The organism is Sphingomonas sp. (assembly GCF_003248515.1).
GTDB lineage: Bacteria > Pseudomonadota > Alphaproteobacteria > Sphingomonadales > Sphingomonadaceae > Sphingomonas_I.
Window position 1 is genome coordinate 467,333 of sequence record NZ_QFOB01000001.1, and the last position, 12,767, is coordinate 480,099.

Consider the following 12,767-nt stretch of genomic DNA (forward strand, 5'->3'; position numbering starts at 1 on the left):
GGATGCGCGCCCGACCTTCTTCACGACGAACTCAGTGCCCGGCCTGGGGGCCGCGCTTGATGCCCGAAAGGGCAAGCTGCTCGTCAATCTGGTGCATCAGCCGCTCAAGGCCCGCCTCGTCCTTCGCCTCGGCGCGGGCGACGAGCACGTCCTGCGTGTTCGATGCGCGCAGCAGCCACCAGCCATCGGCCGTGTTCACGCGCGCGCCATCGGTGCGGTTCACCTCCGCGCCCGCCGCCTCGAGCCGGTCGAGCACTTCCTCGACCGCCGCGAACTTGCGGCTCTCGTCCACCTGGAAACGCATTTCCGGCGTGTTGACCAGTTCCGGCATCTTGCCCTTGAGCTCGGTCAGCGAGCCGCCGAGCGCGCGCACCGCGCCGATCAGCCGCACTGCCGAATAGAGCGCGTCATCGAAGCCATACCATTCGTGGCGGAAGAAGATGTGGCCGGACATCTCGCCGGCCAGCGGGCTGTCCGTCTCCTTCATCTTCACCTTGATGAGGCTGTGGCCGGTCTTCCACATGAGCGGGATGCCGCCCAGTTCCGCCACGCGATCATAGAGCGCCTGGCTGGCCTTCACGTCCGCGATGATCGTGCCGCCGGGCACGGCCTTCAGCACCGGCTCGGCTAGGATCGAAAGGATCTGATCGCCCCACACGACGCGGCCCATGCCATCGATCGCGCCGATCCGGTCCGCGTCGCCATCGAAGGCGATGCCGAAATCGAGGCCCTTTTCGGCGACCAGCTTCTTCAGATCCGCGAGATTCTTCTCTTCGGTGGGATCGGGATGGTGATTGGGAAAGCTGCCGTCGATATCGGTGTAGAGCAGGTGATGCTCGCCCGGCAGCCGGGCGACGAGCTTCTCCAGCACGCGGCCGCCCGCGCCATTGCCATTATCCCAGCCGATGCGGAATTCGCCGCCCGAATAGCCGGCCAGCAGGCGATCGACATAGAGATCCTCGACATCGGCGTCGGTCACCTCGCCGGCGCCCTCATCCCAATCGCCTTCCTCGGCCATCTTGCCGATCGACTGGATATCCGCGCCGAAGAAGGGCTGGTGCTGCAGCACCATCTTGAAACCGTTATAATCGGCCGGATTGTGGCTTCCCGTGATCTGGATGCCGCCATCCACCTCCAGCGTGGCTTCCGCATAATAGAGCATCGGCGTGGGGCCGAGGCCCGTGCGGACCACATCGACGCCGCTTTCCGTGAGCCCCTTCACCAGCGCGTCGCGCAGGCTTTCGGACGAGACGCGCCCATCCCAGCCCACCGCCACGCGCGTGCCGCCGGCGCGGCGCACATGCGTCGCGAAGCCGCGCCCGATCGCATAGGCATCCTCTGTCCCCAGCGTCTTTCCGACGACGCCGCGAATGTCATATTCGCGCAGGGACGTAGGGTCGAAGCGATGCGTCATGAATCCTCCTGTTGACCGGCTTACTTTGCCGCAGTGCAGCGATAAGAACGTTTATCGTTTCACTTCCGTTGCGAGCAACGCGTCGCGTGCCGCATTAATTTCGACGGCCAGCTGCGTGGAGCCGCCCGCGTCCGGGTGGACACGCATCATCAGACGACGGTGCGCGGCGCGGATTTCGGCCACGCTCGCCCCCCGGCCCACTTCGAGAAGGGCTCGGGCGCGGGCGGGGCTCATCCCCCGATCACGCATCCTGCCATTGCTGCGCGTGCGAAGCCAGAGCCAGAAGCCGGCACCTCCCGCCGCGACCACGGCGGACAGAAGATCGCCCCGGCTGAAGAAACGCACCGCGATCAGCATCGCCACCGCCGCCGCCACATCGCCCACGCGCATCGACCGCAGCTTCCCTGTCTTCCACGCCCAATAGCCGGCCGCGCCGGCGGCGAGGAGCACGAGGCCCATCATGCGGGCTCGGCGATCCTCGCTGTGGGCTCCATCGCGGGCAGCTGGAGCCCGGCGACCAGCTCGCGCAATTCCTGTCGTGCCGCGATATGCCCCATGCCGGCTTCGGCACCGATCACGCCCAGATCCAGCAGCGTGAGGCCCTTGGGGAAAAGCTCGCGATAGATGACGCGTTCGGACAGGCCGGGAATGGTGCGGAAGCCGACGCGCTTGGAAAGTTCGCCCAGCGCCGCGGCGACGCGGCGCATGTTGCGCGCCTCCAGATGCTGCAGCCTGTTGCGCAGCACGATCCAGTCCACCGTGGCGCCATCGCGCTTGCCGCGCGCCTTGCGCGCATCCCACACGATTTCCGCATAGAAGCTCGGCCGCGTGACCTTGAAGGTTTCCGCATCCACCTGCCCGATCAGATCCAGATCGACGAAGCTGTCGTTGATCGGCGTCACCAGCGTATCCGCCATCGAGATGGCGGCGCGGACATGATCGTCGTCACGGCCGGGCGTATCGATCACGATCACGTCCATGCCATCCGCCAGTTCCTCGATCCGCTGCGCGATCGGCATGCCCCGGGCGGGATCGAACGTATCATAGCGGGCGCCGGGCAGTTCCTGCCCCAGCCGCTTCGCCATCGCGGCGCGATTGTCGAGATAGCGGCCCAGCGTGCGCTGGCGCGTATCCAGATCGATCGCGGCCACGCGCCGCCCCGCGCTCGCCAGCGCGATGGCGACATGGACGGCGCTGGTGGACTTGCCCGATCCGCCCTTTTCGTTGGCGAAGACGATGCGATGTGCCGGCACGGAAACGCTCACAAGCTTTGAAAATGACGGGCGCGGTCTAGGCGAAGGCGCCCCGCGCGGCAACGCCGGATGAAAATGCGCGCGCAGGGACTCAAGCCCCGTCGCGCAATGTCGTTAATGTGGGAGAAGGCAACTTCGGTAAGGACGATCGACGGTGAGCAATATTTGCGGCGTGACCGGCACCGATGGTGCCACCAAGACGAGCAGCGCGGAAGCCGCGTTCGAACTCGGCATGGCCTATTCCAGCGGCAGCAGCGGCGTGCCGCTGGATCTGGTGCAGGCGCATCGCTGGCTGAACGTGGCGGCGCTGTGCGGCTATCGCCCGGCGCTCGCCTGGCGCGCGGAGATCGCCGCCGAAATGGAAGGCCGCGAGATCGTCGAGGCCCAGCGCCTCGCCCGCGCCACGATCAGCGAGATCGAGCGCAAGGCGGCCTGACCACGCCCGCTGCCGGCACCGGCCGGCATGGCGGAGAAAGGCGGCGGCGGCCCGCTTTGGCCGGAATGACGGAACGGGATCCTATCCCTTCCGGTACGGCCCCTCCTCGGCCAGCGCCCCGGCATTGTGCTCCACCGCCGCGCGTTCGCGCTCCAGATACTCGGCTACGGCGCGCCGGAACCCGGGATCGGGAATATAGTGGGCGGACCAGGTGAGCGTCGGCTCATAGCCCCGCGCCAGCTTGTGTTCGCCCTGCGCGCCGGCTTCCACCGTCTTCAGCCCGCGCGCGATCGCCACGTCGATCGCCTGATAATAGCAAAGCTCGAAATGGAGGCAGGGCACGTCCTCCGTGCAGCCCCAGTAGCGCCCGTAGAGCGTTTCGCCGCCGACAAGATTCAGGGCGCCGGCGATGGGCCGCCCATCCCGCAGCGCCAGCATCAGCATCACCCTGTCGCCCAGCCGCTCGCCCAGCAGCGAGAAGAAGGATCGCGTGAGATAGGGCGTGCCCCACTTCCTGGCGCCGGTATCCTGATAGAAGCGCCAGAAGGCGTCCCAATGTCGCTCCTGTATCTCGCCCCCGGAGAGGTGCACGAAATCCAGCCCCTCGCGCGCCATCGCGCGTTCCTTGCGGATGCCCTTGCGCTTGCGGGACGAAAGCGCGCCGAGGAAATCATCGAAATCGGCATAATCGCGGTTCGCCCAGTGAAACTGGGTATCGGTGCGGATCAGCCAGCCGGCCGCCTCGAACAGCGGGATCTGCTCCGGCGCGACGAAGGTGGCGTGCGCGGAAGAAAGCCCATTCTGGACGACGACGCTTTCCGCCGCCGCGATCAATCCCGCCGCGAGACTCGTGTCGCGCAGCAGCAGACGCGGCCCCGGCACGGGCGAGAAGGGAACGGAGATCTGAAGCTTGGGATAATAATGGCCGCCGGCGCGCTCCCACGCATCCGCCCAGCCATGATCGAACACATATTCGCCCCGGCTGTGGCTTTTCGCATAAGCGGGCAGGATCGCCGCCGGCCGCCCTTGCGCATCGTCGATCGCGATCGGCACGGGCTGCCACCCCGTCGTCGCCGTGGCGCTGCCCGAATCCTCCAGCGCGGAGAGAAAGCCGTGGCTGACAAAGGGATTGTCCGTGCCCGCGCAGGCATCCCAGTCGTCGGGCGAGAAGGCGGCGATCCCGCCGGCCATCCTCGCCACGACATCCGCCATGGAATCAGCCCCGGACGGCGAAGATCGCGTCGACCTCAACCACCGCGCCGAACGGCAGGGCCGGGACGCCCACGGCGCTGCGCGCATGCTTGCCCGCATCGCCGAAGACCGCGACCATCAGCTCGGATGCGCCATTCGCGACCTTCGGCTGCGCCGCAAAGGTGCCGGCCGAATTGACGAACACGCCAAGTTTCACCACGCGCTCGATCGCATCGAGCGATCCCAGTGCCGCCTTGGCCTGGGCGAGCAGCATAAGCCCACACCGCTCGGCCGCCTTCCGCGCATAATCCTCGTCGCGATCCTCGCCGCAGCGGCCGGCCATCAGCGCGCCATCGAGGAAGGGCAGTTGCCCCGATACATGCAGCAGGCCGCCCGCCAGCACGGTGGGCACATAGGCCGCAACCGGGGCGGCTGCCGCCGGCAATTCATGCCCCAGTTCCGCCAGCCGATCGTCGATGCTCATGTCCATTCCTTCCTTCAAACCGAAACCGGCTGCCCCTGAAAGCGCGCGAGCACCCAATCGACCGCCTCCGCCCAATCATCGATCCGCGCATGCGCATCCGGTGCGGGCGCCACCTCCGCCGCAATATCCGGTTCGGCGATCATGTGCAGCCGGTACACGTCCGGCGCGGCGCGCGCGACCGAAGCGTGATGCGGCGCGAGATCATCCACGAAAACCGCCACGGACGGCCGATATTCCTCGATCAGCCGCGCGACGGGCGCGCCCTTCGATCCCATGCCGTTGCAGACGATCCTGTGCTCGATCCCGAAGCGGGCGAGCTGATCGACCCGGCCGGTCAGGCATTCCTCGCCCAGATTGGTGAGCACGACGACATCGGCCACCCGCGCGATCCGCTCCAGCGCCTCGCGCGCATGGGGAACGAGCGTCTGCCGCTGCATCTCCGTCGCGAAGAAACCGTCGAGAAAGGCCCACAATTCCTCGTCGGAAACCAGCGATCCATCCGAGCGGCGCCGCGCAGCCTTCGCAAAGAAGCCGCCCGTCGGCCGGAAATCGATCGCATGCACCTCATCCAGCCATGCGCTCATGTGGCGCACCATGTGCAGCAGTACCTCATCGCAATCGGTGATGAGCAGCGGGCGGCTCATGCGCGCAGATCCCGCGCGGCCGCCTGGATCGCCTCCGGCGCGAGCCCGATATCCCCGGCGCACGCGATCAGATCCGATTCTTGGCCGGCGAGAAACGCAACGACCGCCGCATGCAATTCCGGATCCGCGATGCGATCGCGCAGATCGTCCGGGGCGAGGCCGGTTAGCGCCAAAAACCGCGAAGAACGTTGCACGTCGCCCAGGATCCAGGCCAGAGCGCGCAAGGCGACGGTTGGCGCATCGTTCCGTTCGTGCAACACTGTGGATCGTTTCGCAGTCGTGATCGTTCAGTCGGGCGTAGAGTGCGAGGTGTACGTGGCGAAAAAAGTACTCGTTGTCGAGGATAACGAACTCAATCTGAAGCTGTTCTGCGATCTTTTGCAGGCACACAGCTTTGAAACGACGCCCGTTCGCGACGGGCGCGAAGCTATTGATCGTGCGCGGCTTTTTTCACCCGATCTGATCGTGATGGATATCCAGCTGCCGCACGTGAGCGGGATCGAGCTGATCGAGATGCTGAAGCGCGACGCCGCGCTTTCCGGGATCCCCGTGATGGCGGTGACGGCTTATGCCGCCAAGGGCGACGAGGAGCGGATTCGCGCCGCGGGCGCCGAAGCCTATATTTCCAAGCCCGTGACGGTGAACAATTTCATGACCGCCGTGCGCAGGCTCGTCGGCCCGGAAGCCATTCCGGATCCCCGCGCCGCCTGAACCCGCGCCTGGAGCGAAGGCGCTCACGTCAATCCGGCTGACCAGAATCCTTCGCAGGTGCCGACCCGCGCCCGTCCAGCTCGGCCGCCAGACGGCGGATCAGGCTGTTGCCCGTGGTCTGGTGATAGCGGGGAAAGATGGCGTGGATCAGCGCCGCGATCCCGCCGCCGATCAGCAGGAAGCCGACGCGCCCCGCCACCCGCATATGCTCGCCATAGCTTTCACCGACCGAACGGGGATGCGCGAGAAACAGGCGATCGAACATGCAGGGCCTCCGCATCCGAAGATGCCCGAGCGCCCGGCCGCCCGCAATCCGGGCCTCAGCCGAGCTGCTCCTTCAGGGCGAGCATAGCGATCGCGGCCTGGGCCGCCTCGCCTCCCTTGTTCTTCTCGGTCCGGCGCGCGCGGGCCAGCGCCTGCGCCTCATTCTCCACCGTGAGGATGCCGTTTCCGATCGGCAGGCCATCCAGCGTCAATGCCATCAGGCCCCGCGCGCTTTCATTCGAGACGACCTCGAAATGATAGGTTTCGCCCCGGATCACGACGCCCAGCGCCACGAAGCCGTCATAGCGCCCGGTTTCCGCCGCCATCGCGATCGCCGCCGGCACTTCCAGTGCGCCGGGGACCGTGACCGTCTCGTGCGAGTGGCCGGCATCCTCCAGCGTGGCGCGCGCGCCTTCGAGCAGCAGATCATTCAGATGCGTGTAGAAGCGGGCTTCCACGATCAGGAAACGGGCCATCACAGCGCCTCCGGAATGGGCCGTTCGCCGACCACGTTGATACCATAACCCTCGATGCCGACGATGTTGCGGTGCGCGTTGGTGAGCAGCACCGCATCGTGGATATCGAGATCCGCCAGAATCTGGGCGCCGATGCCGTAGCTGCGCAGATCCATATCCTCGCCGCCCTCGATCGGGGGCATATCCGGCGTCGTCCGGTTGACGAGCAGCACGACCACGCCGGCGCCCTCGCGCCCGATCTCGGCCATGGCCCGCTGCAACATGCGCTTGCGGGCACCCTGCCGGCCCAGCATGTCATCCAGAATCGAGATGGAATGGACGCGGCACAGCGTCGGCTCGCCGGGAATCACGCGGCCCTTCTGCAATACGAGATGGCGAGTGCCGTCCGTCTTGTCGCGATAGGTGAGCAGCTTCCATTCGCCGCCATAATCCGAGGTGAAGCCGGCTTCCGCCACCTTCTCGACCAGATGATCGTAGCGGCGGCGATAGGCGATGAGATCGCGGATCGTGCCGATCTTCAGCGCGTGGCGCTGCGCGAAGGCGACGAGATCGTCGAGCCGCGCCATCGTGCCATCCTCGTTCATGATCTCGCAGATCACGCCCGAGGGATTGAGGCCGGCCAGGCGCGACACGTCCACCGCGGCCTCGGTATGGCCCGCGCGCACCAGCACGCCGCCCGGGCGCGCCACCAGCGGGAAGACATGGCCCGGCGTCACGATCTCTTCCGGGCCCTTGCCGGCATCGATCGCCACCGCGATCGTGCGCGCGCGATCGCCCGCCGAAATGCCCGTGGTCACGCCATGGCGCGCCTCGATCGAGGTGGTGAAGGCGGTTTCGTGGCGCGTGCCGTTGTTGCGGCTCATCAGCGGCAGGCCAAGCTGATCCACCCGTTCCTTGGCCATCGCCAGACAGATCAGCCCGCGGCCATGCTTGGCCATGAAATTGATCGCATCCGGCGTCGCCATCTGCGCGGGGATGATGAGATCGCCCTCATTCTCCCGATCCTCGTCATCGACGAGGATATACATGCGGCCGTTGCGCGCCTCGTCGATAATCTCCTCGGGCGACGAGAGGAATGCGTGGCGCAACCGGGCGACCTCAGCGCTTGCGGGCATGGTTCAGTTCCTCCATCCGGCCGAGATAACGCGCGAGCACATCGATCTCGATGTTCAGCGCGCGGCCGGGTTCCAATATCTCGAATGTCGTCATTTCCGCCGTATGCGGAATGATGTTGAGGCCGATCACCGTGCCTTCCGGCCCATCCTCCACCGTGTTCACGGTGAGCGATATGCCATCCAGGGCGACGGATCCCTTCGGCGCCACATAGGCGGCCAGATCATCGGGCACCCACACTTTCAGCGCCGTGGATCCGCCCACCGGATCGGCCGCGACGATACGGCCCACGCCATCGACATGGCCGGTCACGATATGGCCGCCCAGTTCGTCGCCCACGCGCAGGGCGCGCTCCAGATTGATCCGGCCTCCCTCCGTCCACACGGCGCCCGCCGTGCGCGCGATCGTCTCGCCGCTCACGTCCACGGCAAACCAGCCGGGGCCTTTCTCGACCACGGTGAGACATGCCCCGGAACAGGCGATGGAGGCGCCGAGATCGATCGAGGCAGTATCGTAGCGCGTGCCGATCCGGATGCGCAGATCGCCCTTCTTCTCGATCGTCTCGACCGTGCCGATATCGGTGATGATGCCGGTGAACATATCTTTCCTAGCGGCCCTTCAGCGGAGGAAGTCGAGCAACTTATCCTGTCGGGCCTGTCAGTTTCGCTGGCGCAGGTAGGCTTCGAATCGATCGCTGCCAAGCATGCGCGCGTCCTCCATCCGCCAGCGGCCATGCGCATCGGCCAGATGGGTGAGCCCGATATCGCCCAGCGCCGCCTTTCCCGCCCCGATCAGGATGGGCGCGCGATAGAGGAGCAGGCGATCGACCAGATCGGCGCGCAGGAAGGACGCCGCCGTCTCCGCGCCGCCCTCCACGAAGAGATGGTCCACTCCGGAAAGGGTGGAGATGGCATCCATCCCGCCGATGCATTCCCCGTCATCCCCGCCGGACGGGGAATGATGACGCGAGGACAGAAGGATCCGCCTCGGGCTGCGCCCTTCCAGCCCCGGCAGGCGCACATCGAGCCGGGGGGCATCCGCCTCCCATGTCCCGCGCCCGACGAGGATCGCTTCGTGGCGGCTGCGTTCGAGATGGACGTGCGCGCGCGCCGCATCGCCCGTGATCCAGCGGCTCGATCCGTCCGCCAGCGCGATCCGCCCATCGAGCGACGTGGCGAGCTTCAGCGTCACGAAGGGACGCCCATGCGCGCGTCGCATGAGGAAACCGGCCATGGCGCGCCGCGCTTCATCGGCCAGAAGGCCGGTTTCTACCGCGATTCCCGCCGCGCGCAATCGCGCGAAGCCCTCCCCCGCCGTGCGCGGATCGGGATCCTCGATCGCGGCGATCACCCGGGCCGGGCGCGCGCCGATCAGCAGATCGGCACAGGCAGGGCCCCGCGCGCTGCGATGCGCGCACGGCTCCAGCGTCACGAAGATGGTTGCGCCCGGGGCCTGCGCGCCCGCCTCGGCCAGCGCCATCGCCTCGGCATGCGGCCGGCCGCCCGGCTGGGTCCAGCCTCGCCCGACCACGATACCATCCCTCACGATCACGCAGCCGACATTGGGATTGGGCGCCGTCCGCCCGCGCCCACGCTCCGAAAGCGCGAGTGCGGCCGCCATCCAGCGTGGATCGGGCGTCAAAGCCCCCAGCGTTTCAGCGAATCGTCCACCTTCTTGAACTGACGGCGACGTTCGGCCTTGGCCGCCTCAATCTCTTTCTGGTCGATCTTCTGCTGCGCGATGATTTCCGCATCGGTGCGATTCTCGGACCAGTCGGCGGCATAGACGGTGGAGGCGCCGGGCAGGATGCCGCTGCGCGATTCGACGATGAAGCCGGTGATGATGAGCGACGTCATCCCCACGGCGGCGGCGGCGAAGATCAGGCGATGGCGCCGATTGCCGGAAAACGCCGTCTTGATATCGGCGATCAGCGCCCTGGGCCGGGCTGGACGGGGAAGAACGGGCATGCGCGCCAGAATAAAGGCTGGGCGCCGGGAGCGCCAGCCCGCAGGCCGGCTAGCCCGCCTGCCGGTTTCGGAGCAGCCTGAACGCGATCAGCAAGGCGAGCCCCGAGACGGCCATCGCGGCGCTGCCCCGACCCGCCAGCCAGATCAGCCCGTCCGCCGCGGGCCGAAGCGTGGCCGCCAGCGCGATCGCCGCCAGGAACAGGATGGCGCTTCCCCGAGCAGGGCGACGACGATGCGCTGTTCCATGCCTCGACTCCAACTGTCGTATTGAAGAAACATACAAAAGGAAGCCGGGAGAAAAGCGCCCGTCTCAGCCACGCGCGGAGGCCGCCGCCAGCCTTGCCACCGCCCGATCCTTCCCGATCAGTGGCAGCAGGGCCGCCATGTCCGGCCCGTGATCCCGCCCGGTGAGGGCCTGGCGCAGCGGCAGGAACAAAGCCTTGCCCTTGCGGCCCGTGGCCGCCTTGAGTGCTGCGGTGAGCGCCGTCCAGACGCCCTCGTTCCAGTCCAGCCCGCGCGCCACGGTGACGGCCTCGGCCAGATAGGCGACATCCTCCGCCGGCAAGGCTGGCGGTGGCATGTCGCCCGCCAGCACGGGCAACCATTCCGCCGCTTCCACCACGGTGGAGACGTTGGGGGCGATCGCCGCCCATTCGGCCGCGCCGATCGCGGCCGGCAGCCGGTCCGCCACCGCCGCATAGGGCATCAGGTGGATCGTGCGCGCATTCACCGCCGCCAGCTCATCGAGATCGAATCGCGCCGGCGCGCGACCGAAGCGCGCGAAATCGATCCCCTCGATCAGGGTGGAGATCTCCGCCACGGGCTCCACCGGATCGCTGGTGCCGAGCTTCGCGAGCAGGGCGGCTATGGCGAGCGGCTCGATCCCGCTTTCGCGCAGCGCATCCGCGCCGAGCGCGCCGAGCCGCTTGGAAAGCTTGCCCTCGCTCCCCGTGAGCAGCGCCTCATGCGCGAAGGCCGGGGCGGGCGCGCCGAGCGCTGTGAACATCTGCAGTTGCAGCCCGGTATTGGTCACATGATCCTCGCCGCGCACCACATGGGTCACACCCATGTCCGCATCGTCGATCACGCTGGGCAGCATGTAGAGCCAGCTGCCATCCTCGCGGCGGATGACCGGATCGGATTGCAGCGCGGGATCGATCCGCTGTTCGCCCCGGATCAGATCGTCCCACCGGATCGGCGCGTCATGATCCAGCCTGAAACGCCAGTGCGGCCGGCGCCCTTCCGCCTCCAGCCTGGCGCGCTCCTCCTCCGTCAACGCAAGGGCCGCGCGATCATAGATGGGCGGCAGGCCGCGCCCGGCGAGAATCTTGCGCTTGAGATCCAGCTCCTGCGCCGTCTCATAGGCCGGATAGACGCGCCCGGCCGCGCGCAGCTCCGCAAAGCGCCGCTCATAGAGATCGAAGCGGGCGGACTGGCGATATTCGGCATCGGGCACGAGGCCCAGCCACGCGAGATCGGCCCGGATCGCCTCCGCATTCTCCTCTGTGGAGCGTGCCAGATCCGTATCGTCGAGGCGCAGCAGGAAGCGACCGCCCGCCTTGCGCGCCCATAGCCAGTTGTGGAGCGCGACCCGGATGTTGCCGACATGGATGCGGCCGGTGGGCGACGGAGCGAAGCGTGTGACGATGGTCATGCGGGTTCCCCGGATGCGCGGGCCGTCTGGCTGGAGGGCACCACGCCGAGCAGGCGGCGGATCCGGTCCGTCAGCGGCTTTAGCAGGCGCGCGATGGGCGGCTCGAGCCGGGCGGCGACGATCCATGCGATCGCCAGCATGATCGCCAGCGCGAGAAAGGGCAGCAGGATCGCCGGCAGGCCGGGCAGCGCGCCGCCCATCTTGGCGATCAGGCCGACGCCGATGGCGCTATGTGTGAGATAGAAAGGATAGCTGACGAAGCCGAGCCACAGGATCCATTTCGCCTCCAGCGCGCGCTGGAGCAGCGCCGCATGCTGGATCGCGGCGAACAAAGCGAGGCTGACGAACAGCGCCGCGCGCGAGGATTTCTCCATGCCGCCGGGCAGCACCGTGGTGCAGGCCGAGCAGAAGCCGATCGCCACCGCCATCCAGAACAGGCCCCTGTCGCTGTTCACCCGCGCCTTGAGAAACAGGGCGCCGCTCGCGAACCAGCCGAAATTCTGGAAGCCGGCATGATAGAAAAGAAGCGTCGGCATGCGCGCCCAGCCGATATGATGGTGATTCACGATATGCGGCACGATCAGGCTGAGCGCATAGAGGATGAGCAGCAGCGCGATCGATCGCGCCCAGCCGATACGGAAGAAAGCGAGGCCGATCACCACATAGAAGGCCGCCTCGACATAGAGCGACCAGAAGGCACCATCCAGGCTATGCGCCTCCAGCCCCAGCCAGCGGACATAGAAGGGGTTGAGCAGCACGAGGCCCGGCACGAGATCGCCCGGCACGGCATGGCCGCCCGGCATCGCATCGCCCATCGGCAGGCGCGCCGCATAGAGGATGAGCGTGGCCACGAGCATCGCGGGAAACAGGCGCACCCAGCGCCGAAGGATGAAATCGACGAAGCCGCTGCATCGCTCCAGCGTGATGAAGATCACATAGCCGGAGATCAGGAAGAACAGGTTCACCCCCGCCCAGCCATAGCGCACGCCCGGCCACCATTCGAAGGCGCGCGAATAGGGCAGGTGCATCTGGTAGATCGGGCCCATGAAGTGCCAGGCGGCCGTCAGCAGGATCGCGATGCCCCGAAGGCCATCGAGATAGCCGATCCGCTCCTGTCCCTTGTGCATAAGATCCGCCACGCCCCGAAGGCGGCGGCCCTT

Annotated in this window: 18 protein-coding genes; 2 read left to right on the forward strand and 16 right to left on the reverse strand. The window is 67.1% G+C overall.

Annotation, left to right across the window (positions count from 1 at the left end):
- Nucleotides 1-31: 31 nt before the first annotated feature.
- Genes pgmG through DI605_RS02370 form a run of 3 tightly spaced genes read right to left on the reverse strand, consistent with a single transcriptional unit; the run spans nt 32 to nt 2,667 of the window.
- Nucleotides 32-1,414, reverse strand: a complete 1,383-nt coding sequence (gene pgmG / locus DI605_RS02360; protein ID WP_293968563.1) for a phosphoglucomutase/phosphomannomutase PgmG — start codon at nt 1,412-1,414, stop codon at nt 32-34.
- A gap of 51 nt (nt 1,415-1,465) precedes the next feature.
- Complete coding sequence (locus tag DI605_RS02365) at nt 1,466-1,876, reverse strand: DnaJ domain-containing protein (RefSeq protein WP_293968565.1); 411 nt, start codon at nt 1,874-1,876, stop codon at nt 1,466-1,468.
- Nucleotides 1,873-2,667 (reverse strand): division plane positioning ATPase MipZ, encoded by a 795-nt coding sequence (locus DI605_RS02370; protein ID WP_293968567.1) that lies wholly within the window; start codon nt 2,665-2,667, stop codon nt 1,873-1,875. The genes DI605_RS02365 and DI605_RS02370 overlap by 4 nt, the downstream gene beginning before the upstream one ends.
- Nucleotides 2,668-2,821: 154 nt before the next feature.
- Here DI605_RS02370 and DI605_RS02375 point away from each other — a divergent pair, with 154 nt between their 5' ends.
- Nucleotides 2,822-3,103, forward strand: coding sequence for an SEL1-like repeat protein (locus tag DI605_RS02375; RefSeq protein WP_293968569.1), 282 nt, complete (start codon nt 2,822-2,824; stop codon nt 3,101-3,103).
- Between the two features lie 81 nt (nt 3,104-3,184).
- Here DI605_RS02375 and DI605_RS02380 read toward each other — a convergent pair whose 3' ends face one another.
- Genes DI605_RS02380 through DI605_RS02395 form a run of 4 tightly spaced genes read right to left on the reverse strand, consistent with a single transcriptional unit; the run spans nt 3,185 to nt 5,682 of the window.
- Nucleotides 3,185-4,315, reverse strand: coding sequence for a GNAT family N-acetyltransferase (locus DI605_RS02380; protein WP_293968571.1), 1,131 nt, complete (start codon nt 4,313-4,315; stop codon nt 3,185-3,187).
- Between the two features lie 4 nt (nt 4,316-4,319).
- On the reverse strand, nt 4,320-4,778 hold the full coding sequence (locus DI605_RS02385; protein ID WP_293968573.1) for a RidA family protein: 459 nt from the start codon (nt 4,776-4,778) through the stop codon (nt 4,320-4,322).
- A gap of 14 nt (nt 4,779-4,792) precedes the next feature.
- Entirely contained in the window at nt 4,793-5,422 is a 630-nt protein-coding gene (locus DI605_RS02390) for an HAD family hydrolase (protein ID WP_293968575.1), read from the reverse strand.
- Complete coding sequence (locus tag DI605_RS02395) at nt 5,419-5,682, reverse strand: DUF3572 domain-containing protein (protein WP_293968577.1); 264 nt, start codon at nt 5,680-5,682, stop codon at nt 5,419-5,421. Before DI605_RS02395 ends, DI605_RS02390 begins: the two co-directional genes overlap by 4 nt.
- A gap of 55 nt (nt 5,683-5,737) precedes the next feature.
- Between DI605_RS02395 and DI605_RS02400 the strand changes: the two genes are divergently transcribed.
- Complete coding sequence (locus DI605_RS02400; protein WP_293968579.1) at nt 5,738-6,133, forward strand: response regulator; 396 nt, start codon at nt 5,738-5,740, stop codon at nt 6,131-6,133.
- A gap of 28 nt (nt 6,134-6,161) precedes the next feature.
- Here DI605_RS02400 and DI605_RS02405 read toward each other — a convergent pair whose 3' ends face one another.
- Genes DI605_RS02405 through DI605_RS02445 form a run of 9 tightly spaced genes read right to left on the reverse strand, consistent with a single transcriptional unit; the run spans nt 6,162 to nt 12,734 of the window.
- Complete coding sequence (locus tag DI605_RS02405; protein WP_293968581.1) at nt 6,162-6,398, reverse strand: DUF6356 family protein; 237 nt, start codon at nt 6,396-6,398, stop codon at nt 6,162-6,164.
- A gap of 55 nt (nt 6,399-6,453) precedes the next feature.
- Nucleotides 6,454-6,873, reverse strand: a complete 420-nt coding sequence (ribH, locus tag DI605_RS02410; protein WP_293968583.1) for a 6,7-dimethyl-8-ribityllumazine synthase — start codon at nt 6,871-6,873, stop codon at nt 6,454-6,456.
- A complete protein-coding gene (gene ribB / locus DI605_RS02415; protein ID WP_293968585.1) occupies nt 6,873-7,988 on the reverse strand; it encodes a 3,4-dihydroxy-2-butanone-4-phosphate synthase in 1,116 nt (371 codons plus the stop codon). The genes ribH and ribB overlap by 1 nt, the downstream gene beginning before the upstream one ends.
- On the reverse strand, nt 7,972-8,586 hold the full coding sequence (locus DI605_RS02420) for a riboflavin synthase (RefSeq protein ID WP_293968587.1): 615 nt from the start codon (nt 8,584-8,586) through the stop codon (nt 7,972-7,974). Before DI605_RS02420 ends, ribB begins: the two co-directional genes overlap by 17 nt.
- A gap of 57 nt (nt 8,587-8,643) precedes the next feature.
- Entirely contained in the window at nt 8,644-9,606 is a 963-nt protein-coding gene (gene ribD, locus DI605_RS02425; protein WP_293968890.1) for a bifunctional diaminohydroxyphosphoribosylaminopyrimidine deaminase/5-amino-6-(5-phosphoribosylamino)uracil reductase RibD, read from the reverse strand.
- A gap of 17 nt (nt 9,607-9,623) precedes the next feature.
- Nucleotides 9,624-9,953: a hypothetical protein gene (locus tag DI605_RS02430; protein WP_293968588.1), complete on the reverse strand. Its 330-nt coding sequence runs from the start codon at nt 9,951-9,953 to the stop codon at nt 9,624-9,626.
- A 49-nt stretch (nt 9,954-10,002) separates the two neighbouring features.
- Nucleotides 10,003-10,212, reverse strand: coding sequence for a hypothetical protein (locus DI605_RS02435; RefSeq protein WP_293968590.1), 210 nt, complete (start codon nt 10,210-10,212; stop codon nt 10,003-10,005).
- A 51-nt stretch (nt 10,213-10,263) separates the two neighbouring features.
- Nucleotides 10,264-11,607 carry a glutamate--tRNA ligase gene (locus tag DI605_RS02440; protein ID WP_293968592.1) on the reverse strand — a complete coding sequence of 448 codons (1,344 nt, stop codon included), beginning with the start codon at nt 11,605-11,607 and terminating at the stop codon, nt 10,264-10,266.
- Nucleotides 11,604-12,734, reverse strand: a complete 1,131-nt coding sequence (locus tag DI605_RS02445) for an acyltransferase (protein ID WP_293968594.1) — start codon at nt 12,732-12,734, stop codon at nt 11,604-11,606. The genes DI605_RS02440 and DI605_RS02445 overlap by 4 nt, the downstream gene beginning before the upstream one ends.
- Nucleotides 12,735-12,767 lie beyond the last annotated feature (33 nt).

What these genes read in the sequence shown, in the direction of transcription:
- ribD (WP_293968890.1), bottom strand. Translation starts at nt 9,606, where the DNA reads ATGGCGGCCGCACTCGCGCTTTCGGAGCGTGGGCGCGGGCGGACGGCG.
- DI605_RS02430 (WP_293968588.1), bottom strand. Translation starts at nt 9,953, where the DNA reads ATGCCCGTTCTTCCCCGTCCAGCCCGGCCCAGGGCGCTGATCGCCGAT.
- DI605_RS02390 (WP_293968575.1), bottom strand. Translation starts at nt 5,422, where the DNA reads ATGAGCCGCCCGCTGCTCATCACCGATTGCGATGAGGTACTGCTGCAC.
- DI605_RS02445 (WP_293968594.1), bottom strand. Translation starts at nt 12,734, where the DNA reads ATGCACAAGGGACAGGAGCGGATCGGCTATCTCGATGGCCTTCGGGGC.
- DI605_RS02440 (WP_293968592.1), bottom strand. Translation starts at nt 11,607, where the DNA reads ATGACCATCGTCACACGCTTCGCTCCGTCGCCCACCGGCCGCATCCAT.
- ribH (WP_293968583.1), bottom strand. Translation starts at nt 6,873, where the DNA reads ATGGCCCGTTTCCTGATCGTGGAAGCCCGCTTCTACACGCATCTGAAT.
- DI605_RS02405 (WP_293968581.1), bottom strand. Translation starts at nt 6,398, where the DNA reads ATGTTCGATCGCCTGTTTCTCGCGCATCCCCGTTCGGTCGGTGAAAGC.
- DI605_RS02365 (WP_293968565.1), bottom strand. Translation starts at nt 1,876, where the DNA reads ATGATGGGCCTCGTGCTCCTCGCCGCCGGCGCGGCCGGCTATTGGGCG.
- DI605_RS02420 (WP_293968587.1), bottom strand. Translation starts at nt 8,586, where the DNA reads ATGTTCACCGGCATCATCACCGATATCGGCACGGTCGAGACGATCGAG.
- DI605_RS02385 (WP_293968573.1), bottom strand. Translation starts at nt 4,778, where the DNA reads ATGAGCATCGACGATCGGCTGGCGGAACTGGGGCATGAATTGCCGGCG.
- DI605_RS02380 (WP_293968571.1), bottom strand. Translation starts at nt 4,315, where the DNA reads ATGGCGGATGTCGTGGCGAGGATGGCCGGCGGGATCGCCGCCTTCTCG.
- pgmG (WP_293968563.1), bottom strand. Translation starts at nt 1,414, where the DNA reads ATGACGCATCGCTTCGACCCTACGTCCCTGCGCGAATATGACATTCGC.
- ribB (WP_293968585.1), bottom strand. Translation starts at nt 7,988, where the DNA reads ATGCCCGCAAGCGCTGAGGTCGCCCGGTTGCGCCACGCATTCCTCTCG.